The sequence below is a fragment of the Pseudomonas sp. KBS0707 genome, from assembly GCF_005937945.2.
Classification (GTDB): domain Bacteria; phylum Pseudomonadota; class Gammaproteobacteria; order Pseudomonadales; family Pseudomonadaceae; genus Aquipseudomonas; species Aquipseudomonas amygdali.
Window position 1 is genome coordinate 574,792 of sequence record NZ_CP041754.1, and the last position, 26,269, is coordinate 601,060.

A 26,269-nucleotide genomic window follows, 5' to 3' on the forward strand; every position below is an offset into this window, starting at 1 on the left:
ATGGGGTTAGGTATGCGCATGCGCGCGCTGGTTACTGTAGTTGGTCTGCTGCTGATGGCCCTGGCTGTCGAGGCGGTTGCCGCTACGCAAGTAAAAAGTGTCCGCTTATGGCGAGCACCGGACAACACACGTCTGGTATTCGACCTGTCCGGGCCTGTCCAGCACAGCGTATTCACACTGACTTCACCTGATCGTCTGGTGATCGATATCAATGGCGCGACACTCGGTGGTCCGCTGAATGTATCGACAGCCAATACGCCGATCAACAGCATGCGCTCTGCCCAGCGCACGCCGACGGATCTGCGCGTGGTCATCGACCTGAAAAAGGCGGTGACGCCCAAAAGCTTCACGCTTGCGCCGAACCAGCAGTACGGCAACCGTCTGGTGGTCGACCTGTTCGATAACGCCGCCGATGCCAACCCGACACCGGTGATCCCGGATACCGCGGCCAATACCGCGCCCGCTGTCCCGGTTAGCCCGGCCAAGCCTGAAATCAAGTTGACCCCGGTGCCCAACGGCAAGCGCGACATTGTCGTGGTGATCGATGCCGGGCACGGCGGTGAAGACCCGGGTGCCTCGGGCGGTGCCGGGCAGAAAGAGAAAAACGTGGTGCTGTCGATCGCCAAGGAACTGCAGCGCCAGGTCAATGCCGAGAAAGGCTACCGCGCTGAACTGACGCGGACCGGCGACTACTTTATTCCGTTGCGCAAACGTACCGAGATCGCCCGCGCCAAGGGGGCTGACCTGTTTGTGTCCATTCACGCTGACGCTGCGCCGTCCACGGCGGCGTTTGGCGCTTCGGTGTTCGCCTTGTCTGATCGCGGTGCGACCTCCGAAACCGCACGCTGGCTGGCGGACAGTGAAAACCGTTCCGACCTGATCGGTGGTGCCGGTGCAGTAAGCCTTGATGACAAGGACCGCATGCTCGCCGGGGTGTTGCTGGACTTGTCCATGACCGCTTCGCTGTCTTCCAGCCTGAACGTCGGCCAGAAGGTGCTGAGCAATATTGGTCGGGTCACCTCGCTGCACAAATCGCGCGTCGAGCAGGCGGGCTTCATGGTGCTCAAGTCGCCGGATATCCCGTCGATTCTGGTAGAAACCGGCTTTATCTCCAACGCCAACGAAGCCAACAAGCTCAGTTCTGCGTCGCACCAGCAGGCGTTGGCGCGTTCGATCAATTCCGGGGTGAAGCAGTTCTTCCAGCAGAACCCGCCACAGGGCACTTATATTGCCTGGCTGCGTGACAACGGCAAGCTGGCCCAAGGGCCACGCAACCATGTGGTCCGCTCCGGCGAAACCCTGGCCATGCTCGCAGCGCGCTATGACATGAACATTGCCACGCTGCGCAGCGCCAACAATCTGAAAAGCGATGAACTGAAGATTGGCCAGGATCTGCGCATTCCAAGTTCCGAGGTGGCGACTCAGCAATGACCGATCTTCTGCTCGACGGCACCGAAGCCGATAACGCTCAGACTGTCCTGAACGCTGCGCGCATCGAATTGCTCAGTCCGCGTCTGGCCAACCAGATTGCGGCCGGCGAAGTCGTCGAGCGTCCAGCGTCGGTTATCAAGGAGCTGCTGGAAAACAGCCTTGACTCCGGCGCGCGGCGCATTGATGTCGATGTCGAGCAGGCCGGTATCAAGCTGTTGAAAGTGCGTGACGATGGCGGCGGTATTTCCTCGGATGACCTGCCGCTGGCGCTGGCGCGACATGCCACCAGCAAGATTCGCGATCTGGAGGACCTCGAGCGCGTCATGAGCCTCGGTTTTCGCGGCGAAGCGCTGGCTTCGATCAGCTCCGTGGCGCGCCTGACGCTGACCTCGCGCACCCGCGACGCCGATCAGGCCTGGCAGGTGGAAACCGAAGGCCGTGACATGGCACCGCGCGTTCAGCCGGCAGCGCATCCGGTAGGCACATCCGTTGAAGTGCGCGACCTGTTCTTCAACACGCCTGCCCGACGCAAGTTTCTCAAGGCCGAAAAAACCGAATTCGATCACCTGCAGGAAGTCATCAAACGCATGGCGCTGGCGCGTTTCGACGTGGCCTTCCATTTGCGTCACAACGGCAAGACCATGTTGAGCCTGCATGAAGCGCATGACGATACCGCCCGAGCGCGGCGTGTCTCGGCCATTTGCGGGCCGGGCTTCCTGGAGCAGGCGTTACCCATTGAGATCGAGCGCAATGGCCTTCATCTGTGGGGCTGGGTAGGGCTGCCGACATTTTCGCGCAGCCAGGCAGACCTGCAATATTTCTTCGTAAACGGGCGTGCGGTGCGCGACAAACTGGTCGCTCATGCGGTGCGTCAGGCGTATCGCGACGTGCTGTTCAACGGCCGTCACCCCACGTTCGTGCTGTTTTTCGAGGTCGACCCGGCCGCTGTGGACGTCAACGTTCACCCGACCAAGCATGAAGTACGCTTCCGCGACGGGCGCATGGTGCACGACTTTCTTTACGGCACCCTGCACCGTGCATTGGGTGATGTGCGTCCGGAAAACCAGCTGGGTGGCAGCGTACCGGTCGCCGCCGAGCCTCGGCCTACCGGACCTGAGGCCGGTGAGTTCGGGCCGCAGGGTGAAATGCGTCTGGCCAACAACGTGCTGGAACAGCCGCAGGGCGAGCCTTTTGCCCGGCCTGCTGCCGGTGGCGGCGCTGGCAGCGGTTATCAGTATCAATATACGCCTCGGCCCACCTCTGGCGTGCCGGTGGCCGAAGCGCAAAGCGCCTACCGTGAATTCTTCGCACCGCTGCCCAGTGCAGCGTCCTCGTCGCTGCCGGAGTCGCCCGGCGATATTCCGCCGCTGGGTTATGCGCTGGCGCAGCTCAAAGGTATCTACATCCTCGCTGAAAACGCTCACGGGCTGGTGCTGGTGGACATGCACGCCGCCCACGAGCGAATCATGTATGAGCGCCTGAAAATAGCGATGGCCAATGAAGGCCTGAGTGGCCAGCCGTTGCTGGTGCCCGAATCTCTCGCGGTCAGCCAGCGTGAAGCGGACTGCGCTGAAGAACATATCGCGACGTTTCAGCGCCTGGGCTTCGAGCTGCAGCGGCTTGGCCCGGAAACCCTGGCGATCCGCCAGATCCCTGCGTTGCTCAAGCAGGCCGAGGCCAATCGGCTGGTCAGCGATGTGCTGGCGGATCTGATGGAGTACGGCACCAGCGACCGGGTGCAGGCACACATGAACGAGTTGCTCGGGACCATGGCCTGTCATGGCGCGATTCGCGCCAATCGGCGGCTGGCCATCCCGGAAATGAACGGCCTGTTGCGTGACATGGAAAACACCGAACGCAGCGGGCAATGTAACCACGGTCGTCCTACCTGGACCCAGATGGGTCTCAATGACCTGGATAAATTATTCCTGCGCGGTCAATGAATGAATGCTTTACCTCCGGCCATCTTTCTCATGGGGCCTACCGCCGCAGGCAAGACCGACCTTGCGATAGAACTGAGCAAAGTGCTGCCTTGCGAGCTGATCAGCGTCGATTCGGCGTTGGTCTATCGCGGCATGGACATCGGCACCGCCAAGCCTTCAAAAGCACAGCTGGCTGAATATCCACACCGTCTGATCGACATCCTCGACCCAGCGCAAAGCTACTCCGCAGCCGATTTTCGCAGTGACGCCCTGGCGGCCATGGCGGAAATTACCGCGCGCGGAAATATTCCTTTGCTGGTCGGCGGCACTATGTTGTATTTCAAGGCTCTATTGCACGGGCTGGCGGATATGCCGGCTGCCGATGCGCAGGTAAGGGCACAGCTTGAAGCTGATGCACAGGCCTATGGCTGGCAGTCATTGCACGATCAATTGGCGGTGGTCGACCCCGTTTCGGCGGCGCGCATTCACCCCAATGATCCGCAACGACTGATCAGGGCGCTCGAGGTGTATCGGGTCAGCGGAATGAGCATGACGGCACACCGCGAGCAACAAACTGCGCAAAGTACCGAAGCGGCGGCATCAGGGCGTCAGCAATTGCCCTATACTGTCGCGAACCTTGCCATCGCTCCGGCTGATCGCAAGGTGCTGCACCAACGCATCGCGCTACGTTTTGAGCAAATGCTGGATCAGGGGTTTCTGGACGAAGTACTGGCATTGCGCTCAAGAGGCGACCTGCATTCCGGGTTGCCCTCGATAAGAGCCGTCGGTTATCGCCAGGTCTGGGATCACCTGGATGGGAAGCTGACGCGGGATGAAATGCAGGAGCGCGGCATTATTGCAACGCGCCAGTTGGCCAAAAGGCAGTTCACCTGGCTACGCAGTTGGGAGGATTTGCACTGGCTGGACAGTCTGGCCAGCGACAATCTGTCGCGCGCCTTGAAATACCTGGGATCGGTCTCCATATTGAGCTGAGTCCCTGCAATAGCCATCTATCCTTGGGGGGTGGCCGGTAAGCCAATCGAATTCGATTTATTATTTATTGATCCTTAAAGGAGTGCGGCACATGTCAAAAGGGCATTCGCTACAAGACCCTTACTTGAATACCTTGCGAAAAGAGAAGGTCGGGGTATCGATCTACCTGGTCAACGGTATCAAGCTGCAGGGCACGATCGAGTCTTTCGACCAGTTCGTCATTTTGCTGAAGAATACTGTCAGCCAGATGGTCTACAAACACGCCATTTCCACCGTCGTACCGGTTCGCCCGATTCGCCTTCCCAGCGCTACCGACGCTGACGGCGCAGACGCCGAGCCAGGTAACGCCTGATAGGAGTCTGCCTTGTTCTTTGAGCGCCACAGTGGTGGTGAACGTGCAATTCTCGTTCATCTGGATGGTCAGGACCCTGAGGCGCGCGAAGATCCGCAGGAGTTTCAGGAGCTGGCCATATCGGCCGGTGCCGATACCGTTGCGTTTATCAACGTGCCGCGTCATCGGCCATCGGCCAAATACCTGATTGGCTCTGGCAAGGTCGAGGAGCTTCGCGACCAGGTCAAGGCCGAACAGGCTGATCTCGTTATCTTCAATCACACCCTCACGCCCAGTCAGGAACGTAACCTCGAACGCGTTTTCGAGTGTCGCGTGCTTGATCGTACGGGGTTGATCCTCGATATTTTTGCGCAGCGCGCACGTACCCACGAAGGCAAGCTTCAGGTCGAACTGGCCCAGCTTGAGCATATGAGTACGCGTCTGGTCCGTGGCTGGACTCACCTTGAGCGTCAGAAAGGTGGTATCGGCCTGCGCGGTCCTGGGGAAACCCAGCTCGAAACCGACCGACGTCTTCTGCGGGTTCGCCTGCGGCAGATCAAAGGGCGGCTGGAGAAGGTTCGCAGCCAGCGCGATCAGGCACGTCGTGGACGCCGCCGCGCCGACATCCCTTCGGTTTCACTGGTAGGCTATACCAACGCCGGTAAATCGACCCTTTTCAACTCGGTGACCGATTCGGATGTGTTTGCGGCGGACCAGCTGTTCGCCACGCTCGATCCGACCTTGCGTCGTCTGCAGCTCGATGACCTGGGGCCTATCGTGCTGGCCGATACCGTAGGCTTCATTCGCCATCTGCCGCACAAACTGGTAGAAGCGTTTCGAGCGACGCTTGAAGAGTCGAGCAACTCCGATTTACTGCTGCATGTGATCGACTCCCACGAGCCTGACCGCATGTCGCAGATCGAGCAGGTCATGGCTGTGCTCGGTGAGATCGGTGCCGAGGGCTTGCCGATCCTTGAGGTCTATAACAAACTCGATCTGCTTGAAGGCGTGGAGCCTCAGATACAGCGGGATGCCGATGGCAAGCCGCAGCGTGTCTGGGTGTCTGCCCGTGATGGTCGAGGGCTTGATCTGCTCAAGCAGGCTATCGCCGAACTGCTCGGCGACGACCTGTTTGTCGGCACGCTGCTTTTGCCTCAGAGTCTTGCCCGGCTGCGCGCCCAGTTTTTCGAATTGGGTGCGGTGCAGAGCGAAACGCATGACGAGGAAGGTGCCAGCGTGTTGGCCGTACGACTGCCGCGCGTTGAACTCAATCGACTGGTGAGTCGCGAAGGATTGCAGCCGCTGGAGTTCATCGAGCAACACACTTTGCAATAAAAGCACGAGAAAGCCGTTGTACGGCTTTCGCGAGCATTCTGTAGCATTGGTCGGCGCGCCGCGGGCGCGTCTTTGCTTTATCAGATGGAGAGCGCTATGGCTTGGAATGAGCCGGGTGGCAACTCGAATAATCAAGATCCCTGGGGTGGCAAACGCCGTGGCGGCGACCGCAAGGGACCACCTGATCTCGACGAGGCCTTCCGTAAGCTGCAGGAAAGCCTGAAGGGGTTGTTCGGCGGCGGTAACAAACGCGGCAGCGATGGCGGCGGCAGTGGTGGCGGTTCAGGCAAGGGCGGTGGCTTTGGCTTGCTCGGTATCGGCCTGGTCGTGCTCGTCGCTTTCTGGCTCTACAGCGCTATCTATGTTGTTGACGAGCAGGAGCAGGCTGTCGTGCTGCGTTTCGGTCAATACCACGAAACCGTAGGGCCGGGTCTCAACATCTACTTCCCGCCGTTCGATCGCAAGTACATGGAAAACGTGACTCGCGAGCGAGCCTACAGCAAGCAGGGCCAGATGCTCACCGAAGACGAGAACATCGTCGAAGTGCCACTGACCGTGCAATACAAGATCAGCAACCTGCAAGACTTCGTCCTGAACGTCGACCAGCCTGAAATCAGCCTGCAGCACGCCACTGAAAGTGCGCTGCGCCATGTCGTGGGTTCCACGGCAATGGATCAGGTGCTGACTGAAGGTCGTGAACTGATGGCCAGCGAAATCAAGGAGCGTCTGCAACGCTTCCTCGATACCTACCGTACCGGCATCACCGTCACTCAGGTCAACGTACAGAGCGCCGCGGCACCGCGTGAAGTTCAGGAAGCCTTCGATGACGTGATCCGCGCCCGTGAAGACGAGCAGCGTGCGCGTAACCAGGCTGAAAGCTATGCCAATGGCGTGATTCCGGAAGCCCGTGGTCAGGCTCAGCGCATCCTTGAAGATGCCAACGGCTACCGCGATGAAGTGGTTTCGCGCGCCAAGGGTGAGGCGGATCGCTTTACCAAACTGGTTGCCGAGTACCGCAAGGCTCCTGAAGTTACCCGCCAGCGTCTGTATCTGGACACCATGCAGGAAGTCTTCAGCAACACCAGCAAGGTGCTCGTGACCGGCGACAAGGGGCAGAACAATCTGCTTTATCTGCCGCTCGACAAGATGATCGAGAGCAGCCGCAGCAGTAACGGCAATGGCTCCAATTCAGGTACGCCATCGCAGTCGGCTAATGATGCTGCCGCTGCTGCCGCCGCTGCCCGGGCGAATGAGGCTCAGCAGCGTGGTGAAGTACGTACCAGGGAGACTCGCTGATGAGTAACAAATCACTGATCACCCTTATTGTCGGCGTGGTACTGGCAGTCATCGCCTGGAACAGCTTCTACATAGTGTCCCAGACCGAGCGCGCGGTTCTGCTGCAATTCGGTCGTGTGGTCCAGGCGGACGTTCAGCCAGGTCTGCATGTGAAGGTTCCTTACGTGAACCAGGTGCGCAAGTTCGACGGTCGTTTGCTGACCCTCGATGCACCGACCCAGCGTTTCCTGACGCTGGAAAAGAAAGCGGTCATGGTCGATGCCTACGCCAAGTGGCGTGTGAAGGACGCGGAGCGTTTCTACACCGCGACTTCCGGCCTCAAGCAGATCGCCGACGAGCGTCTTTCGCGTCGTCTGGAATCCGGCCTGCGTGACCAGTTCGGCAAGCGCACCCTGCACGAAGTCGTGTCGGGTGAGCGTGATGCGCTGATGGCTGATATCACCGGTTCGCTGAACCGCATGGCCGAGAAAGAGCTGGGTATCGAAGTTGTCGATGTCCGGGTCAAGGCCATCGATCTGCCGAAGGAAGTGAATCGCAGCGTTTTCGAGCGTATGAGCACCGAGCGTGAGCGTGAAGCCCGCGAGCATCGTGCCAAGGGTAACGAGCTGGCTGAAGGCATTCGTGCCGACGCCGATCGTCAGCGTCGTGTGTTGCTGGCAGAAGCCTATCGCGAGTCGGAAGAAGCGCGTGGTGATGGTGATGCCCAGGCTGCCGCGATCTACTCCAAGGCGTATGGTCAGGATCAGGAGTTCTACGCGTTTTATCGTAGCCTGCGTGCCTACCGTGAAAGCTTTGCGAACAAGAGCGACGTGATGGTGCTTGATCCGAACAGCGAATTCTTTCGCTATCTGGAAAAAGCCAAGCCGTAATTAATCACCCGCCGGGCGGCAAAACCGCCCGGTGGGGTGAACGTACGGTGAAACGTGTGTATCATGCGGCAGCCGGGAAATTCCCGGCTTTTTTGCGTCTGCACGATTGATTGGCCGTATCTGAATCAGAACGCGGCAAGATTTTTCGAGGAAAGTGGTCTGCAAGACCTGTCTCGGGCATTTGTCGTGCCCGTCATACAGCGCACCACTTTCTGCTTCACTCAAGGCTGGCCTGTAGGCTGGCCGCCTGGATCACAGGGGAATGGCGTAATGGCAACGGTCGACCGCTGGCTGCTACCAGATGGCATCGAAGAAGTACTGCCACCGGAAGCGGCGTGCATTGAAGTAGCGCGCCGTCAGGTGTTGGATCTGTTTCAGAGCTGGGGCTATGAGTTTGTCGTCACTCCGCATATCGAATATCTCGAATCTCTGCTGACTGGCGCGGGTTCGGATCTGGATCTGCGCACCTTCAAGGTTATCGACCCGCAATCGGGCCGGCAGATGGGCTTTCGTGCCGACATCACGCCGCAGGTTGCACGCATCGATGCTCACACCCTCAAGCGTGAAGGCCCGAGCCGTCTGTGCTATGCGGGCAGCGTTCTGCACGCCCAGCCGCGCGCACTGTCCTCCTCGCGCAGCCCCATTCAACTGGGCGCCGAGCTGTACGGCGATGCCAGCCCGAGCAGTGACGTTGAAGTCATCAGCCTGATGCTGGCCATGTTGCAACTGGCCGATGTGCCGGACGTGCACATGGACCTTGGGCATGTCGGCATCTACCGTGGTCTGGCGCGTGCCGCTGGCCTGTCGGGAGAAGTCGAGCAGCAGTTGTTCGATGCACTGCAGCGCAAGGCTATTGATGAAGTGGTTGCCCTGACCGCCGATCTGCCGCAAGAGCTGGCTTCAATGCTGCGCGCGCTGGTTGATCTGTGTGGTGGTCGTGAGGTGCTGGATGCGGCGCGCGACCGTCTGGCTGGCGCACCTGCGCCTGTATTGGCTGCGCTGAATGATCTGCTGGCGATCGCCGAGCGTCTGGCTGCGCGTTTCCCGCAGTTGCCGCTGTACTTCGATCTCGGCGAGCTGCGTGGCTATCACTACCACACCGGTGTGGTGTTTGCGGTGTTCGTGCCTGGCGTGGGCCAGTCGATCGCGCAGGGCGGTCGTTACGATGACATCGGCGCCGACTTCGGCCGCGCCCGTCCGGCGACCGGCTTTTCTACCGACCTGAAAACCCTGGTTACCCTGGGGCAGGCAGAAATCGTCTTACCGTCTGGTGGCATCTGGGTGCCGGACAGTACGGATGCGGCACTCTGGCAGCAGGTTTGCCAGTTGCGCAGTGAAGGTCAGCGTGTGGTTCAGGCATTGCCTGGGCAGCAGGCGAGCGCCGCGCGTGAAGCCGACTGTGACCGGCAATTGATTCAGCATGGCGAGCACTGGCAGGTAATGCCGCTGGCTTCTTGAGTATTCCTGCCGGCCGCCGCCGGCACCAAGTTTGCGTGAATGAGGACAAGTGTTATGGGTAAGAATGTCGTAGTCCTGGGCACTCAATGGGGTGATGAGGGCAAAGGCAAGATCGTTGATCTGCTGACCGAACATGCTACCGCCGTAGTTCGCTATCAGGGTGGCCACAACGCTGGTCACACACTGGTGATCGACGGTGAGAAAACCGTATTGCACCTGATTCCGTCCGGTGTACTGCGCGAAGGCGTGCAGTGCCTGATCGGTAACGGTGTAGTGGTTGCTCCCGACGCGCTCCTGCGCGAAATCATCAAGCTGGAAGAGAAAGGCATTCCAGTGCGTGAGCGTCTGCGCATCAGCCCGTCCTGCCCGCTGATCCTGTCGTACCATGTTGCACTGGACCAGGCGCGTGAAAAAGCCCGCGGCGAATTCAAGATCGGCACCACCGGTCGTGGTATCGGCCCGGCTTACGAAGACAAGGTTGCGCGTCGCGGTCTGCGCATTGGCGACCTGTTCCATCGCGAACGCTTCGCGGCCAAGCTGGGCGAGCTGCTCGACTACCACAACTTCGTGCTGGTCAATTACTACAAAGAGCCTGCCATCGACTTCCAGAAGACACTCGACGAGTGCATGGAATATGCCGATCTGCTCAAGCCGCTGATGCTCGACGTCACCGCTGCGCTGCATGAGATGCGTCGCGACGGCAAGGACATCATGTTCGAAGGTGCCCAGGGTTCGTTGCTGGACATCGACCACGGTACTTATCCGTACGTCACCAGCTCCAACACCACTGCTGGCGGTATCGCTACCGGTTCGGGTTTTGGTCCGATGTACCTGGATTACATTCTGGGCATTACCAAGGCTTACACCACGCGTGTGGGTTCGGGTCCGTTCCCGACCGAGCTGTTCGACGATGTCGGTGCTTTCCTGGCCAAGCGTGGTCATGAGTTCGGCGCTACCACCGGTCGCGCTCGTCGTTGCGGCTGGTTCGATGCCGTCATCCTGCGTCGCGCCATCGAAATCAACAGCATCTCGGGCCTGTGCCTGACCAAGCTGGACGTGCTTGACGGTCTTGAGACCATCAACATCTGCGTCGGCTACGAGAACGAAGAAGGCGCGGTCATCGACGCACCTACTGACGCCGACAGCTACCTGGGTCTGCGTCCGGTCTACGAGCAAATGCCTGGCTGGAGCGAATCCACGCTGGGTGCCAAGACCCTGGAAGAGTTGCCTGCAGCCGCTCGCGCCTACATCAAGCGCGTCGAAGAGCTGGTTGGCGCGCCTATCGATATCATTTCGACCGGTCCTGACCGTAACGAAACCATCGTGCTGCGTCACCCGTTCGGCTAATACTTCGCCGCGCTGTATCAAGAGGGCCGCGTTTGCGGCCCTTTTTGTTTTCAGCGTCCGCAGGATTCAATCGCGGCAAAAGTGAGACTTGTGTCACGGCACGACGCTTGCTACAAAGATGACAGAAAAGTGCCATCATTTTAATGGCGCTGAGGGTGGAGGGATTCTCCTGTGTCTGCTGTCTTATCTCTATTGCAAAGCCGTCTGCTGCGCCCGGTCTTCATTGCCCTGGGCATTGCCCTTTTGGTGCAGGTCATCGTGGCGGTTGCTCTTACCCGGAGCACGGTCACGGCGCTTGAGGCTGACCTTGCCAATCGCCTTGGGGTAGATTCGCAACATCTTTCCTCCGAGCTGGAGCTGGCGAGTAGCGAAGTGACGTCGAGCCTCGACTCGCTTTCAGCCAGTACGCGTCAGCGCTTGAGCGTCGGGCTTTCTACCCGCCTGAAGGAAGAGCAGGCCCAACTGCGTGCCACGCTGGAAAAAGACCTGAGAGAGTCTGCCACTGACATGGCCGGGCTACTGGCTGCGGTTGCCCCGCGCGCCATGTGGGACAACGACACGCCAACCCTTTCCGAATTTGCCCGACGCGCCCAGCGCAATCCCAACGTGTTGTTTGTGGTCTATGACGACGCCGCAGGTGAGCACCTTACGCGGTACATGAACCGCGATAACCCGCTGGTCAAGGCGCTGCTGGCCAAGGGTGAAGGCGAGCGGGCGATGGACAAGATCCTCAATGCCGCGAAAAACGACCCGTCGGTGTATTACGTCGAGGCCTCTATCAGCCCTAACGGTGTCGAGATCGGCAAGGTGCGCATGGGAGTGTCGACGGCAACGGTCGAGGAAAATCTTGCTGCGCTGGACAAGCGTTTCGCCACCCTGATAACCAGTGGCGAGCAACTGGTTTCCGACAGCCTTGCCAGTGCCTCCAAAGACAGTTCGACCGCCTTGCGCACGCGCTTGCAATCCGCTCAGACGGCGGGTGCTGCAATGACCACCAATACACGTGTGGCGGTTCAGGGAGCCGCCGAAACGTTGCGCTGGCGGATCGGCATGGGGTTGGCGCTGGTCGGCCTGGGCGTACTGCTGTTACTGGCGGTGGTGCTCGGTCGTCGAGTCGTCAGCAAGCTGCATCTGCTGATCGCTGCGCTCAATGATCTGGCGGCGGGTGAGGGCGACCTGACCAAGCGCGTCAAGCTGGACAGTAATGACGAAATCGGCGACATGTCGGCGGCGGTCAATCGCTTCATCGACAAGTTGCAGCCTATCGTTCGTGAGGCGGGCGAGGTGGCGCAGCGCACCGGGCAGGAAATCGGCGTGATGAGCCAGCGCAACGCCGGCGCCGATGCTGCAGCCGAACTGCAGCGAGACGAAGTGGCGGCCAGCCTCAAGGCGCTGGAGCAGATGGCCGATGAGGCGCAGTCGGAAAGCCAGGCGATGCAGGCAGCCCTACGTCAAGTGGTCGATATCAAGCAGGCGACCGATGAAAACACCCGCACGTCCAATCAGGTCGGCGGTTTGATCGAGGCGCTGGCCGGGCAGGTTGAAACCGGTGCGCAGGTCATAGAGCGTCTGGCGCAGCAAAGCCAGCAGATCGAGGTCGTGCTGGAAGTTATCCACGGTATTGCCGAGCAAACCAACTTGCTCGCACTCAACGCAGCCATTGAAGCCGCACGCGCGGGTGAAACGGGCAGGGGCTTTGCCGTGGTGGCTGACGAGGTGCGTGCGCTGGCCAGCAAGACACAAAGCTCGACGGGCGATATTCAGGAACACATCATCGCCTTGCAGCGCGGCGCGAAAGAGGCGGTCGCTGCCATCGGCATCGCTGGCCGACAGGCCAAGGAAGGGCTGGAAGTATTACGTGACAGCGCCAAACGCCAGCAGACCGTGCAGGCGTCCGTCGAGCAAGTGCATGCTGCCATCGGTCTGGCAACCAAGGCGGCTGTACATCAGGCTGAAGGCGCGCAGGCCGTTCGCGGTCGGGTCGAGGTGATTCATGCTCAGGCCGAGCGTGCTGCCGAGGCGGTGGTCGAGACGGCTGCTAGCGGCAAGGTACTCAGCGGGCTGGCTGCGCAGTTGAAGGCGAGCCTGGGGCAGTTTCGGGCTTGAGCATCATGCAGCGCTGCAAATGTGGCGCTGCCATGCCTGCGGAAGGGGGGGCTTTTCTGAAGTCGGAAAGCAAAAAACCGAGCCATTGGCTCGGTTTTTTGAATTGGTGCCCAGAAGAAGACTCGAACTTCCACGACCTTGCGGTCACCAGCACCTGAAGCTGGCGTGTCTACCAATTTCACCATCTGGGCAGCATCAGCAGCGTCTCCGCCGTTGATGGGGCGCACTATACGGCGATCATTTTGCTCTGTAAACCCCTGTTTTGATTTAATAATCAAAACCTGAAAATGCAAAAACCCGCTTTCGCGGGTTTTTGTGAGGCTTGAGACTGTTGTAGTCTGTTGCCTGAATTGGTGCCCAGAAGAAGACTCGAACTTCCACGACCTTGCGGTCACCAGCACCTGAAGCTGGCGTGTCTACCAATTTCACCATCTGGGCAGTATCGGAAGGCTTCAACCTGCCGATGGCGCGCACTATACGGAGCGCTTTTTAGGCTGTAAACCCCGGCGATGAAAAAAAGTCGAAAAAAATCGCGAGCGGTGTGTTTCGGGTATTGCAGCGTGGTCAGGGAGGCTTTTTGTCGAGTGGTTTGAGCGTGAAATTTCCCGTTTCATGAGGTCTATGCCAAACTAACCCCTATATATACAAGGTGAAAACTATCTAATGGCCGATTGGCAGTCCCTCGATCCCGAGGCCGCTCGTGAAGCGGAAAAATACGAAAACCCTATTCCCAGCCGTGAGCTGATCTTGCAGCACCTTGCCGAGCGCGGTTCGCCGGCCAGTCGTGAGCAACTGGTCGAAGAATTCGGCCTGACCACCGAAGATCAATTCGAGGCTCTGCGCCGCCGCCTTCGGGCAATGGAGCGTGACGCCCAGTTGATCTATACCCGTCGTGGCACGTATGCACCGGTAGACAAGCTTGACCTTATTCTGGGTCGCATCTCCGGGCACCGTGACGGTTTCGGTTTTCTGGTTCCAGATGACGGTTCCGATGACCTGTTCATGAGCCCGGCGCAGATGCGTCTGGTGTTCGACGGTGACCGGGCGCTGGCGCGTGTTTCCGGCCTTGACCGTCGCGGTCGTCGCGAAGGCGTTATTGTCGAAGTGATCTCGCGTGCTCACGAAACCATCGTTGGTCGCTACTTCGAAGAGAGTGGCATTGGTTTTGTTGTACCCGATAACCCGAAAATCCAGCAGGAAGTGCTGGTAACACCGGGCCGCAACAATAATGCGAAGATCGGCCAGTTCGTCGAGGTGAAAATCACCCACTGGCCAACGCCGCGCTTCCAGCCGCAGGGTGATGTGGTCGAAGTGGTCGGCAACTACATGGCGCCGGGCATGGAAATCGATGTTGCGCTACGCACTTACGATATTCCGCACGTGTGGCCTGAGGCTGTACTCAAGGAAGCTGCGAAGCTCAAGCCGGAAGTCGAAGAGAAGGACAAGGAAAATCGCGTAGACCTGCGCCACCTGCCTTTTGTGACCATCGACGGCGAAGACGCTCGCGATTTCGACGACGCGGTTTATTGCGAAGCCAAGCCGGGCAAACTGCGCTTGTTCTCCGGTGGCTGGAAGCTCTACGTGGCCATTGCCGACGTATCGAGCTACGTGAAAATCGGCTCGGCGCTGGATGCTGAATCCCAGGTTCGCGGCAACTCGGTGTACTTCCCCGAGCGAGTCGTGCCCATGCTGCCTGAGCAATTGTCCAACGGCCTGTGCTCGCTGAACCCGCACGTTGATCGTCTGGCCATGGTTTGCGAGATGACCATCTCCAAGACCGGCGAGATGACTGACTACGTATTCTACGAAGGCATCATCCACTCCCACGCTCGCCTGACCTACAACAAGGTCAGCACGATCCTGGAACAGCCGAAAACGGCTGAAGCCAAAAGCCTTCGTGGCGAATACGGCGACGTGGTTCCGCACCTCAAGCAGCTTTACGCCATGTACAAGGTGTTGCTGGGTGCGCGTCATGTGCGCGGTGCGATCGATTTCGAAACTCAGGAAACCCGGATCATCTTCGGTTCCGAGCGCAAGATTGCCGAAATCCGTCCGACCACTCGCAACGATGCTCACAAGCTGATCGAAGAGTGCATGCTGGCCGCCAACGTGGCCACCGCGCAGTTCTTGAAGAAGCACGAAATTCCCGCGTTGTACCGCGTCCATGATGGTCCGCCGCCAGAGCGTCTGGAAAAACTGCGTGCATTCCTGGGTGAGCTGGGTCTGACGCTGCACAAAGGCAAGGAAGGTCCGACACCGAAGGATTATCAGGCGCTGCTTGAAACCGTTCGTGACCGCCCGGATTACCACCTGATTCAGACCGTCATGCTGCGTTCGTTGAGCCAGGCCGTTTACAGCTCGGACAACAACGGCCACTTCGGTCTCAATTATGAAGCGTATACGCACTTCACCTCGCCGATCCGTCGTTATCCGGATCTGCTGACGCACCGTGCGATTCGCAGCGTTATCCGCTCCAAGCAGGATACTCCACACGTACGTCGTGCCGGTGCTGCAACGATTCCGAAGGCGCGTATCTACCCGTACGACGACGCGCTGCTCGATCAGTTGGGCGAACAATGCTCGATGAGCGAGCGCCGTGCCGACGAGGCTACGCGCGACGTGGTCAACTGGCTCAAGTGCGAGTACATGAAAGATCGCGTGGGCGAGTCATTCCCGGGCGTGATTACGGCGGTAACCGGCTTTGGCCTGTTCGTCGAGCTGACTGACATCTACGTCGAAGGGCTGGTTCACGTTACGGCTCTGCCGGGTGATTACTACCATTTCGACCCCCTGCATCACCGCCTTGCCGGCGAGCGTACCGGACGTAATTTCCGTCTGGGCGACAGCGTCGAAGTGCGTGTCATGCGTGTTGATCTGGATGAGCGCAAGATCGACTTCGAGATTTCCGAAACCGCAGCGGCTGCAACGCCGGCTGGTCGCAAGCGTCGTGGTCATGACACTGCGCCGCCTGCCGCCACTACAACGACGGAAAAGGAAAAGGCGCCTGCCAAGTCCGGTCGCCGTAGCGCTTCTGCCAAGGAGAGCAGTACCGAAGCGTATCGCCCGAGCGATGCGGCGGCGAAAAACGCAGAAGTGCGTAAAAGCCGCGAGCTGAAAAAAGCCCTTCTGGCAGACGCGAAGGGTGGTAGCAAGGCGTCGTCGGGAAAGTCTGACAGGTCGGGCTCTGCTCCTTCGTCGAGCAAGCCGGCCAGTAAACACCGTAAAGGTCCGTCAAAATCGGGCTCCGCGCCAACCGCGAAAAGCGGTGGCGCTCGTAAACCCAAGGCCAAGTCATGAGTCAGCTGGAAAAAATCTACGGCGTTCACGCCGTAGAAGCGTTACTTCGTCATCACCCGAAACGCGTCAAGCACATCTGGCTGGCCGAGGGTCGTAACGACCCTCGCGTACAGACGCTGGTGGCGCTGGCGGGTGAGAATCGCGTGACCATTGGTCAGGCGGAGCGTCGCGAAATGGATGCCTGGGTCGAAGGCGTGCATCAGGGTGTGGTTGCCGATGTGAGCCCGAGTCAGGTCTGGGGCGAGGCAATGCTCGACGAGCTACTCGACCGCAGCGAAGGTTCGCCGTTGCTGCTGGTGCTTGATGGCGTGACCGATCCGCACAATCTCGGCGCCTGCCTGCGTACCGCCGATGCGGCAGGTGCGCTGGCCGTGATCGTGCCCAAGGACAAGTCTGCGACCTTGACGCCAGCTGTGCGAAAAGTCGCCTGCGGTGCGGCCGAAGTCATTCCGCTGGTGGCTGTGACCAATCTGGCGCGCACGCTGGAAAAGCTTCAGCAGCGCGGCTTGTGGGTTGTCGGTACGGCAGGCGAGGCCGAGGTCGAGTTGTATCAACAGGATCTGACCGGCCCGACCATCATCATCATGGGCGCGGAAGGCAAGGGCATGCGTCGCCTGACCCGCGAGCACTGCGATTATCTGGTGCGTCTGCCGATGGCGGGCAGTGTCAGCAGTCTGAACGTGTCGGTCGCGACCGGCGTGTGTCTGTTTGAAGCGCTGCGTCAGCGCAGCGTCAAGGCTGCCGGCAAAAAGGCCTGATTTCGGCGCCTGGCCAGAGTGAGCAGGTCGCGCCATGCGATCTGCTCATTAATTCACCAATTGCCTTGCGCCTCCCTCGACCCTTCTCTACAATTGCGCCCCTTGCTGTCACGGCAGGCGCGCATGTGCCTGTCCCTGAGCAAGACCAACAGTGTCATTCACTCCTTGTCTGACCGCTTTTGAGCGGCAGGCTACAACCCGTAAGGAGCATTCATGCGTCATTACGAAATTATCTTTTTGGTCCACCCGGATCAAAGCGAGCAAGTCGGCGGCATGGTAGAGCGTTACACCAAGCTGATCGAAGAAGACGGCGGCAAAATCCACCGTCTGGAAGATTGGGGCCGTCGTCAACTGGCTTACGCAATCAACAATGTTCACAAGGCTCACTACGTGATGCTGAACGTTGAGTGCACTGGCAAGGCTCTGGCCGAGCTGGAAGACAACTTCCGTTACAACGATGCTGTGATCCGTAACCTGGTCATCCGTCGCGACGAAGCCGTAACTGGCCAGTCCGAGATGCTCAAGGCTGAAGAGAACCGCAGTGAGCGCCGTGAGCGTCGTGACCGTCCTGAGCACTCCGACAGCGCCGATGGCGATGACGGCGACAACAGCGACGTTAGCGATAACGCTGACGAGTAATCCACGGACCTTTTGAGGAGCCAATTACATGGCACGTTTCTTCCGTCGTCGTAAATTCTGCCGCTTCACCGCTGAAGACGTCAAAGAGATCGATTACAAAGATCTCAACACTCTGAAAGCCTACGTATCCGAGACCGGCAAAATCGTTCCAAGCCGTATCACTGGTACCAAAGCACGTTATCAGCGTCAGCTGGCCACCGCTATCAAGCGTGCCCGCTTCCTGGCCCTGCTGGCCTACACCGACAGCCACGGCCGCTGAGACCAGGTAGTCGACAAAACGTAACAAAGGATAGAAAGCATGCGTGCCCTGGCTGAATTCATCATGCGCGGCCGTATGCAGGCCACTCTTGTAGTGGCTGGATGTGCGGCATTGCCGCTGTTGTTCTGGTTGAGTGCTGCCGCAGGGTGCCTTGTGCTCCTGCGACGCGGGTTCAGTGATGCCGTTGGTGTCCTGTCCTGGGCTCTGCTGCCGGCTTTGGTCTGGTGGTATTTCGGCGAACCTCGTACAGCCATGGTGCTGGCCGGTTCGCTGAGTTTGGCAATGGTTTTGCGTGCCAGCGAGTCCTGGGTCCGCGTGCTGCTGGTCAGCGTGGCGTTGGGTGTGGTGTATGCAGTAATTCTGGGCACGGTTTTTCGCGAACCTCTGGAAGCAATGTCGCAGGAGCTGCAAAAGCATCTGCCGACAATGCTGGCCGGGCTCTACGAGCAGTTGAACGTAGAAGAGCGAGCGCGTCTGGGGGCACTGATTGCACCCGTCCTGAATGGCCTGATAGCGGCTGTGCTGCAAATCGTCAGTGTGTTGTGCCTGATTCTTGGGCGGTACTGGCAAGCGATGTTGTACAACCCTGGTGGTTTCGGGCGTGAATTTCGCGCTGTGAAACTCCCGCTGGTGTCTGCGTTGGCGCTGTTGGTGTGCATGCTGGTGGGGCCGAATTTCGGTCCGCAGATAGCAATGCTTACACCGCTTTGCAGCGTACCGCTGGTGTTTGCGGGGCTGGCTCTGATCCACGGTCTGGCTGCTGAAAAGCAGCTTTCCCGGTTCTGGCTGGTAGGGATGTACATAACGCTGCTGGTGTTCATGCAACTGATCTATCCGTTGCTCGTGGTAATTGCCATTGTCGACAGCCTGATTGATTTTCGCGGTCGCCGGAGTTCGAAAGATTCCGGCAATGGTCCTGCGAACGGTGAAGGTTAAAAGTTAAGAGGATTTCCACATGCAACTGATCCTTCTGGAAAAAGTCGCCAACCTGGGCAACCTGGGCGACAAAGTAAACGTTAAGGCCGGCTACGGTCGTAACTACCTGCTGCCTTACGGCAAAGCAACCGCTGCAACCGCTGCCAACGTGGCTGCGTTTGAAGAGCGTCGTGCAGAGCTGGAAAAACTGGCTGCAGACAAGAAAGCATCTGCCGAAACTCGCGCTGCCCAACTGGCTGAGCTGGAAGTGACTATCACTGCCACCGCTGGTGACGAAGGCAAGCTGTTCGGTTCGATCGGTACGCACGACATCGCTGATGCACTGACCGCCTCCGGCGTTGAAGTTGCAAAAAGCGAAGTTCGTCTGCCGAACGGCACTATCCGCAACGTTGGCGAATACGACGTAGCCGTGCACCTGCACAGCGACGTAGAAGCGACCGTACGCGTTGTCGTAGTGGCTGCTTAAGCAATACGTAATCGTCTGGCGGCATTGCTGCCAGAGGATTAACATCGGGCACGATCCTGTTCACAGGTCGTGCCCTTTGTCTTTGTGCCATCCCCATTCTGCAAACCTCGAATTGAAGTGGCCATGAACGATATTTCCACCCCCGAACAATACGATCTGCAAACCGCTGCCCTGAAGGTGCCGCCACATTCCATCGAGGCCGAACAGGCCGTGCTCGGTGGTTTGATGCTGGATAACAACGCCTGGGAGCGGGTGCTCGATCAAGTTTCCGATGGTGATTTCTATCGACATGACCACCGCCTGATATTCCGCGCCATCGCCCGTTTGGCCGACCAGAACAGCCCGATTGACGTAGTCACCCTGGCTGAACAGCTGGACAAGGAAGGACAGACCTCGCAAGTAGGCGGCCTGGGCTACCTCAGTGAGCTGGCGAAAAACACGCCTTCTGTCGCCAACATCAAGGCCTACGCACAGATTGTACGGGCCCGTGCCACATTGCGGCAATTGATCGGCATCAGCACCGAAATTGCCGACAGTGCGTTCAACCCGGAAGGCCGTACCGCCGAAGAAATTCTTGACGAGGCTGAACGGCAGATCTTCCAGATCGCCGAAGCGCGCCCCAAGACGGGCGGTCCGGTCAGCGTCAACGACCTGCTGACCAAGGCCATCGACCGTATCGATACCCTGTTCAACAGTGATAACGCCATCACCGGCCTGTCCACCGGGTATACCGACCTCGACGAAAAGACCAGCGGAATGCAGCCCGCCGACCTGATTATCGTTGCCGGACGTCCGTCGATGGGTAAAACCACGTTTGCCATGAACCTTGTCGAGAACGCGGTGCTGCGCAGTGACAAGGTGGTTCTGGTCTACTCGCTGGAGATGCCAGGTGAGTCGCTGATCATGCGTATGTTGTCGTCGCTTGGGCGCATCGACCAGACCAAGGTGCGCGCGGGTCAGCTCGACGACGATGACTGGCCGCGGCTGACGTCTGCGGTCAACCTGCTCAATGATCGCAAGCTGTTCATCGATGACACTGCCGGTATCAGCCCGTCCGAAATGCGTGCGCGTACCCGGCGGATCGTACGTGAGCACGGCGATATCGCCATGATCATGATCGACTACCTGCAGTTGATGCAGATTCCCGGCTCGAGCGGTGACAACCGGACCAACGAAATTTCCGAGATTTCGCGCTCGCTGAAAGCGCTGGCCAAGGAATTCAACTGCCCGGTCATTGCCCTGTCGCAGCTCAACCGCTCCCTGGAGCAGCGGCCGAACAAGCGTCCGATCAACTCCGACCTTCGGGAATCCGGAGCGATTGAGCAGGATGCCGACGTGATCATGTTCGTCTACCGGGACGAGGTGTATCACCCGGAAACCGAGCATAAAGGCATTGCCGAGATCATCATCGGCAAGCAGCGTAACGGGCCGATCGGCACCACGCGCCTCGCATTCATCGGCAAATACACGCGTTTCGAGAACCTGGCACCGGGCAGTTACAACTTCGACGACGATTGACCCGGGGTAAGGCCCATCAAATCCGACCACTGTCGTCGGGTTTGATCAAAAAATGTGCTATATTCCGCGCCCGCGATTTTTCCAACGTGCAAACGTAGGTCCTGAACATGCAAGCAGCCAAGCCGTTATTTGACTATCCCAAGTACTGGGCCGAATGTTTCGGACCAGCACCTTTCCTGCCCATGAGCCGGGAAGAGATGGATCTGCTTGGCTGGGATTCCTGCGACATCATCATCGTTACCGGTGATGCGTACGTCGATCACCCGTCTTTCGGCATGGCGATCATCGGCCGTCTGCTTGAGTCCCAGGGCTTTCGGGTCGGGATCATTGCGCAGCCAAACTGGCAGTCCAAAGACGATTTCATGAAGCTCGGCGAGCCGAACCTGTTCTTCGGTGTCGCTGCAGGCAACATGGACTCGATGATCAACCGCTATACCGCGGACAAGAAAATTCGCTCCGATGACGCTTATACCCCTGGAGGCATGGCCGGCAAGCGTCCGGATCGCGCAAGTCTGGTCTACAGCCAGCGCTGCAAGGAAGCTTACAAGCATGTGCCTATCGTGCTGGGCGGCATCGAAGCTTCCCTGCGTCGTATTGCCCACTATGACTATTGGCAGGACAAGGTTCGCAACTCGATCCTGATAGATGCCTGCGCCGACATCCTGCTGTACGGCAACGCCGAGCGTGCGATTGTCGAAGTCGCTCAGCGCCTGTCCTACGGCCACAAGATCGAAGACATCACCGATGTGCGCGGCACCGCGTTCATTCGTCGCGACACGCCGCAGGGCTGGTACGAAGTCGATTCGACGCGTATTGACCGTCCGGGCAAGGTCGACAAGATCATCAACCCGTACGTCAACACCCAGGACACGCAGGCCTGCGCCATCGAGCAGGAAAAAGGCAACGTCGAGGACCCCAACGAAGCCAAGGTGGTGCAGATTCTTGCCAGCCCACGTATGACCCGGGACAAGACGGTCATCCGCTTGCCATCGGTGGAAAAGGTCCGCAACGACGCCGTGCTGTATGCCCACGCCAACCGCGTCCTGCACCTTGAAACCAACCCGGGCAACGCCCGTGCGTTGGTGCAGAAGCATGGAGAGGTCGACGTCTGGTTCAACCCGCCGCCCATTCCGATGACCACTGAAGAAATGGACTACGTGTTTGGCATGCCTTACGCGCGCGTCCCGCATCCTGCGTACGGCAAGGAAAAGATCCCTGCGTACGACATGATCCGTTTCTCGGTGAATATCATGCGCGGCTGCTTCGGCGGCTGCACCTTCTGCTCTATCACCGAGCACGAAGGGCGGATCATTCAGAACCGCTCCGAAGAGTCGATCATTCGCGAAATCGAAGAGATCCGCGACAAGGTGCCGGGCTTCACGGGCGTGATTTCCGACCTGGGCGGGCCAACCGCGAACATGTACCGCATCGCCTGCAAAAGCCCGGAGATCGAATCGGCCTGCCGCAAGCCGTCCTGCGTGTTCCCTGGTATCTGCCCGAACCTTAACACCGATCACTCATCGCTGATTCAGCTGTATCGCAGCGCCCGCGCCCTGCCGGGCGTGAAGAAAATCCTGATCGCCTCCGGCCTGCGCTACGACCTGGCGGTCGAGTCGCCGGAGTATGTCAAAGAGCTGGTAACGCACCACGTGGGTGGTTACCTGAAGATCGCCCCGGAACACACCGAGGAAGGTCCGCTCAACCAGATGATGAAGCCGGGCATTGGCAGCTACGACAAGTTCAAGCGCATGTTCGAGAAGTACACCAAGGAAGCCGGCAAGGAGCAGTACCTGATTCCTTACTTCATCGCCGCACACCCCGGCACCACCGATGAAGACATGATGAACCTGGCGCTGTGGCTCAAGGGCAATGGCTTCCGCGCGGATCAGGTGCAGGCGTTCTACCCGTCGCCAATGGCCACTGCCACGGCCATGTACCACTCCGGAAAGAACCCTTTGCGCAAGGTCACCTACAAGAGCGACGCAGTCACGATTGTGAAGAGTGAAGCGCAGCGTCGTCTGCACAAGGCCTTCCTGCGCTATCACGACCCTAAAGGCTGGCCGATGTTGCGCGAGGCCCTTGAACGCATGGGCCGTGCCGATCTGATCGGGCCTGGCAAGGATCAACTGATCCCGTTGCATCAGCCGGCGACCGACAGCTATCAAAGTGCGCGCCGCAAGAACTCGACGCCAGCCGGCAGCCACAAGGTTGCCAAGAACGCGAAGACTACGCTGATCCAGACCCAGCATACTGGCCTGCCACCGCGTGGCAGCGATGGCAGCAAGCCGTGGGACAAACGCGAAGAGGCCAAGGCCGCCGCAATGGCGCGCAACAAGCAGGCCGCCAAGGAGCGCATGGATGCAGCCAAGGGTGGCAAGGGCAAAGGCGGTAAGCCAGCCCGCAAGCCTGTAGTGCCTCGCTGATAGCTATGGGCCGCAGGTACGCTTGTACCTGCGGCTCGGCTGTTCTTCAGGTCAAGTAGCCTTTTGCTCTTCAGCTTGAGGCTCCTGCGTGCCCATACTGGCGATCAGTCTGCGACTGTAACCCTTGCCTACGTTTATCGCCAAAAACTTCCAGGTGACGTGCTTCACGACGAATTGCGAGACGCCAGTCAATACTTTCCCCGTCACGTCAGGGGCTGGCCTGATATTGATCGAGGTGGTACCTCTGAGTGTAATGCGCGTTTTCATGAGCAATTTCGAAACATGAACTTTGCCAACTCGGGCTATCAGCTTTTTGCCTAAACGCGTGGCGACCTTTGCAGTACCTGCAAGCAGCTTTCCGGCAAAGCCACCGTACGGAATCATGTAGACCGACAGCCCTAGTGCTCCTGCCCTCATGCGGTTTTTCTCTCCGGACAGGAGACTTTTGAATTCGGGCCAGGGCGTCAGAGATATCAGGATATTGGTTATTTCTTCGATAGCCCCGGGCGCGCTTTTGTCCTTTTCTATTTTGGTAATGCCTTTGCATTGTGCATAAAGGTCATCCTCATTAACGTAGAACAACTGGCTGCAGACAATACTGGCAATGCCGGTACAGCGTTTTGAAAACGTGGTTATGGGCATATGCAGGGCTGTCTCAGTGTTCGACGGGCCGAATGGCTCGCCAACAATTTCTGCAATCATGGTGGCGGTCGCGCCATCACGCGGTTCATCGCCGCGCAGGTAGGCGTTTTGATCAAACGGCAATGTTCTTCCCTTATTGACAATCACCGGCGTCGGGATTGTGGATGTAATCGTCCAGAACTCGATCCCGGGTACACCATTCTCGATAAGCGCCTTCAGATCAGGGCGATAACGCACCCTCATCAACAGCGGGAAAACTTCGTAGAACCTTGTTTTGCCTTCGTAGACAGCCTCAATGATAAAACCGGCGAGGCCTCGCAGTGGTTCTCGATGCTTCTCGCTTTCTGCAACAGCCATCAGGTCTTGGGTCGGTAGTCTGAGCGAGTAGAGTGATACGGCACCATTTTCGATGGCCAGGCGATGCTTGAAAGGCAGTTGAGTCAGCAATTTTTTAATGATTGTCGCGTAAGCCTTGCGGGCATCAGCCAGATAAGCCTGAAACTCATGCTCGAATTGTTGATTGATGTCTGGCAGCGCCTTGTACAGCAACTGCATTTCACGGTTTATGGGAAGTAGGCCTTCCGTGCTGTCGCGCCCCGGCAGTCTCCAGTCATCAATGTTTTCACCGGCCATGTAGACCTCCAGCAACGACGACGAATCGTGTTTTATGCCGTAAGCGTTATAGGGCAGATTGGATGCTGAGAGGGTGCCTTTATGATCGCGATAGACAGGCGTATGGCTTTTCCGTAGCACCGCCAGCCTGGGGCGTAGATCAATGGGCGGGAATGGATAATCTTCCTGCTCAAGTATCTGTTGAATTGCAGGCGTCCTTCGCGCTTCTGTCATGGTGACGATGGCCATCGCCTTGCGTTCTGGCGCTGTGCGAACCAGTGCATTCACAGCTTCAAGTGATTCGGTTTCGGATTCTTCGAACGCGCTGACTGCCTGTGCTATCTCTTGTTCGGAATAAGGCAGGTTGCCCTGAATACGGATATAACCGTTGGCCTGCGCCCATGCCAGAAGGATGGGCAGGCGGGTTGTAAGATAGGCTGCCTGCTGTTCTTCGGTGTCCATCTTTTTGTTGAAGATCACTGGCAGTTCGATCAGGTCGTCAAAGCTCATCCAGCGTGAAGAACCAAACTCGATGGCTTCCGCAAGGGTGACCCCATGCTGAAAATTGACCCACACTTCAGTACAACCATATGGCAGATCGTCGGGAACACCGTTGACCAGCCATTCAGGGCAGTTCTCCAGTGCCAGTACGAAGCGTGCGAGTATTGCTTCGTTGATCGACGCCGCCTTGCCCGTGTTGATCAGGTGGCTGTGCATATCGTTCAGGATGTCAGCGTGGCTACGCCCCAGGTTTTCTGTTCTGGAGAATGTGTAGCCGGCAATTTCTCCAGGCTTTCGATCCTCAGGTTGCTGAAGATCGCTGCTGATGGCATGCCATAAAATCCGGTCCATGAGTGTCATCAGGGACGCGGACGTTTCTCCCTCAGGTCGATCAAGTTGTGCCAGCAGCGTTTGTCCCAATGCCCTTGCCGGTCCGGATCTGAGAACCTGGGCCATAACCGCCACTGGGGAGTCCTGCACATCTGCCAGTGGACAGGAGGCAATGATTTCAGCACCCAGCTTGCTTAGCAGCGTGCCACCTTCGTTGCCCAAGTACTCGGTGCGGGCTCGTTTCAGGTCCTGCAGATTTTTCGGTGTCAGTATTGCCTTGATGTCGAACTGATCAATAAGCCCCAATTCCTGACTGGCGCGAAGTTCTGCCAGCGTATTGAGCAGGGTTTTGATTGCCGTTTTGTCAGGCGATGGTGGAAGCGACAACCCGTAGTTGTAGCTCAGCATCAATGCCAGGCTGACGCTGCCATCGCTGTCTATCTGAAACGGCAACTCCTGCTTTTCGGCTTGGAGCGGTGCAGGCAGAGCCGCTTTCTCAGCGCAGTATTCGCCGAATCCGGACGCTGGATCTGGCTTGATTCGAATGTCTTCAAGGCTGATAGGGGCATTGCTGCTCTGCATTACCGCAAGCAATGCTTTTCGTGTCGTCTCGTAGTCAGCACTTTCGGCCGGATCCATGAGGTCGATGTGAGCGTCGACAGCCGGGGTCGGTTCTGAAAGCGGTTGTTGCGCGGGATTTAGCTGTGTCATTACAAGTGCTCCGATAATGGTTAATCATTGGAGAACGATGTAATCAGGCATCAATCTGTCTGTGGCACTAAGTAAATATTGCGTGCGGG

General features: G+C 58.4%; 19 protein-coding genes and 2 tRNA genes. 18 read left to right on the forward strand and 3 right to left on the reverse strand.

The window, feature by feature from the left end; genetic code table 11:
• The 10 genes from FFH21_RS02710 to FFH21_RS02755 all read left to right on the forward strand — a co-directional run bounded on the left by FFH21_RS02710 (nucleotide 1) and on the right by FFH21_RS02755 (nucleotide 13,088).
• A complete protein-coding gene (locus tag FFH21_RS02710) occupies nucleotides 1-1,431 on the forward strand; it encodes an N-acetylmuramoyl-L-alanine amidase (protein ID WP_199523490.1) in 1,431 nt (476 codons plus the stop codon).
• A complete protein-coding gene (mutL, locus tag FFH21_RS02715) occupies nucleotides 1,428-3,374 on the forward strand; it encodes a DNA mismatch repair endonuclease MutL (protein WP_002551818.1) in 1,947 nt (648 codons plus the stop codon). The genes FFH21_RS02710 and mutL overlap by 4 nt, the downstream gene beginning before the upstream one ends.
• On the forward strand, nucleotides 3,375-4,346 hold the full coding sequence (miaA, locus tag FFH21_RS02720) for a tRNA (adenosine(37)-N6)-dimethylallyltransferase MiaA (RefSeq protein ID WP_011167564.1): 972 nt from the start codon (nucleotides 3,375-3,377) through the stop codon (nucleotides 4,344-4,346).
• A gap of 91 nt (nucleotides 4,347-4,437) precedes the next feature.
• Nucleotides 4,438-4,698, forward strand: a complete 261-nt coding sequence (hfq, locus tag FFH21_RS02725; RefSeq protein WP_002551819.1) for an RNA chaperone Hfq — start codon at nucleotides 4,438-4,440, stop codon at nucleotides 4,696-4,698.
• A gap of 12 nt (nucleotides 4,699-4,710) precedes the next feature.
• Nucleotides 4,711-6,012, forward strand: coding sequence for a ribosome rescue GTPase HflX (gene hflX / locus FFH21_RS02730; protein ID WP_002551820.1), 1,302 nt, complete (start codon nucleotides 4,711-4,713; stop codon nucleotides 6,010-6,012).
• Nucleotides 6,013-6,108: 96 nt separating this feature from the next.
• The gene (gene hflK, locus FFH21_RS02735) at nucleotides 6,109-7,308 is read left to right on the forward strand and encodes an FtsH protease activity modulator HflK (RefSeq protein WP_002551821.1); all 1,200 of its coding nucleotides are present in this window, start codon (nucleotides 6,109-6,111) and stop codon (nucleotides 7,306-7,308) included.
• A complete protein-coding gene (gene hflC / locus FFH21_RS02740) occupies nucleotides 7,308-8,177 on the forward strand; it encodes a protease modulator HflC (protein WP_002551822.1) in 870 nt (289 codons plus the stop codon). Before hflK ends, hflC begins: the two co-directional genes overlap by 1 nt.
• Nucleotides 8,178-8,447: 270 nt before the next feature.
• Nucleotides 8,448-9,635 carry an ATP phosphoribosyltransferase regulatory subunit gene (locus tag FFH21_RS02745; RefSeq protein ID WP_011167565.1) on the forward strand — a complete coding sequence of 396 codons (1,188 nt, stop codon included), beginning with the start codon at nucleotides 8,448-8,450 and terminating at the stop codon, nucleotides 9,633-9,635.
• A 54-nt stretch (nucleotides 9,636-9,689) separates the two neighbouring features.
• Nucleotides 9,690-10,982 carry an adenylosuccinate synthase gene (locus FFH21_RS02750; protein ID WP_002551824.1) on the forward strand — a complete coding sequence of 431 codons (1,293 nt, stop codon included), beginning with the start codon at nucleotides 9,690-9,692 and terminating at the stop codon, nucleotides 10,980-10,982.
• A gap of 171 nt (nucleotides 10,983-11,153) precedes the next feature.
• The gene (locus tag FFH21_RS02755; RefSeq protein WP_011167566.1) at nucleotides 11,154-13,088 is read left to right on the forward strand and encodes a methyl-accepting chemotaxis protein; all 1,935 of its coding nucleotides are present in this window, start codon (nucleotides 11,154-11,156) and stop codon (nucleotides 13,086-13,088) included.
• A 104-nt stretch (nucleotides 13,089-13,192) separates the two neighbouring features.
• Here the strand turns inward: FFH21_RS02755 and FFH21_RS02760 are convergent.
• Both FFH21_RS02760 and FFH21_RS02765 read right to left on the reverse strand, forming a co-directional pair.
• Nucleotides 13,193-13,279: transfer RNA gene (locus FFH21_RS02760), tRNA-Leu, on the reverse strand.
• A gap of 160 nt (nucleotides 13,280-13,439) precedes the next feature.
• Nucleotides 13,440-13,526 (reverse strand) — tRNA-Leu (locus FFH21_RS02765).
• Nucleotides 13,527-13,751: 225 nt separating this feature from the next.
• Here FFH21_RS02765 and rnr point away from each other — a divergent pair.
• The 8 genes from rnr to FFH21_RS02805 all read left to right on the forward strand — a co-directional run bounded on the left by rnr (nucleotide 13,752) and on the right by FFH21_RS02805 (nucleotide 23,384).
• Nucleotides 13,752-16,385, forward strand: a complete 2,634-nt coding sequence (gene rnr / locus FFH21_RS02770) for a ribonuclease R (protein ID WP_002551826.1) — start codon at nucleotides 13,752-13,754, stop codon at nucleotides 16,383-16,385.
• Nucleotides 16,382-17,143, forward strand: a complete 762-nt coding sequence (gene rlmB / locus FFH21_RS02775) for a 23S rRNA (guanosine(2251)-2'-O)-methyltransferase RlmB (RefSeq protein WP_004666402.1) — start codon at nucleotides 16,382-16,384, stop codon at nucleotides 17,141-17,143. Before rnr ends, rlmB begins: the two co-directional genes overlap by 4 nt.
• A 213-nt stretch (nucleotides 17,144-17,356) precedes the next feature.
• The gene (gene rpsF / locus FFH21_RS02780; protein ID WP_002551828.1) at nucleotides 17,357-17,782 is read left to right on the forward strand and encodes a 30S ribosomal protein S6; all 426 of its coding nucleotides are present in this window, start codon (nucleotides 17,357-17,359) and stop codon (nucleotides 17,780-17,782) included.
• Between the two features lie 28 nt (nucleotides 17,783-17,810).
• Nucleotides 17,811-18,041, forward strand: a complete 231-nt coding sequence (gene rpsR / locus FFH21_RS02785) for a 30S ribosomal protein S18 (protein WP_002551829.1) — start codon at nucleotides 17,811-17,813, stop codon at nucleotides 18,039-18,041.
• Nucleotides 18,042-18,080: 39 nt separating this feature from the next.
• On the forward strand, nucleotides 18,081-18,977 hold the full coding sequence (locus tag FFH21_RS02790; protein ID WP_011167567.1) for a hypothetical protein: 897 nt from the start codon (nucleotides 18,081-18,083) through the stop codon (nucleotides 18,975-18,977).
• Between the two features lie 19 nt (nucleotides 18,978-18,996).
• Complete coding sequence (gene rplI / locus FFH21_RS02795; RefSeq protein WP_002551831.1) at nucleotides 18,997-19,443, forward strand: 50S ribosomal protein L9; 447 nt, start codon at nucleotides 18,997-18,999, stop codon at nucleotides 19,441-19,443.
• A gap of 123 nt (nucleotides 19,444-19,566) precedes the next feature.
• Nucleotides 19,567-20,961, forward strand: coding sequence for a replicative DNA helicase (gene dnaB, locus FFH21_RS02800; protein WP_002551832.1), 1,395 nt, complete (start codon nucleotides 19,567-19,569; stop codon nucleotides 20,959-20,961).
• A gap of 107 nt (nucleotides 20,962-21,068) precedes the next feature.
• The gene (locus tag FFH21_RS02805) at nucleotides 21,069-23,384 is read left to right on the forward strand and encodes a YgiQ family radical SAM protein (RefSeq protein WP_002551833.1); all 2,316 of its coding nucleotides are present in this window, start codon (nucleotides 21,069-21,071) and stop codon (nucleotides 23,382-23,384) included.
• A 51-nt stretch (nucleotides 23,385-23,435) separates the two neighbouring features.
• Here the strand turns inward: FFH21_RS02805 and FFH21_RS02810 are convergent, their stop codons facing one another.
• Nucleotides 23,436-26,180 carry a hypothetical protein gene (locus FFH21_RS02810; RefSeq protein WP_011167568.1) on the reverse strand — a complete coding sequence of 915 codons (2,745 nt, stop codon included), beginning with the start codon at nucleotides 26,178-26,180 and terminating at the stop codon, nucleotides 23,436-23,438.
• Between the last annotated feature and the right edge of the window lie 89 nt (nucleotides 26,181-26,269).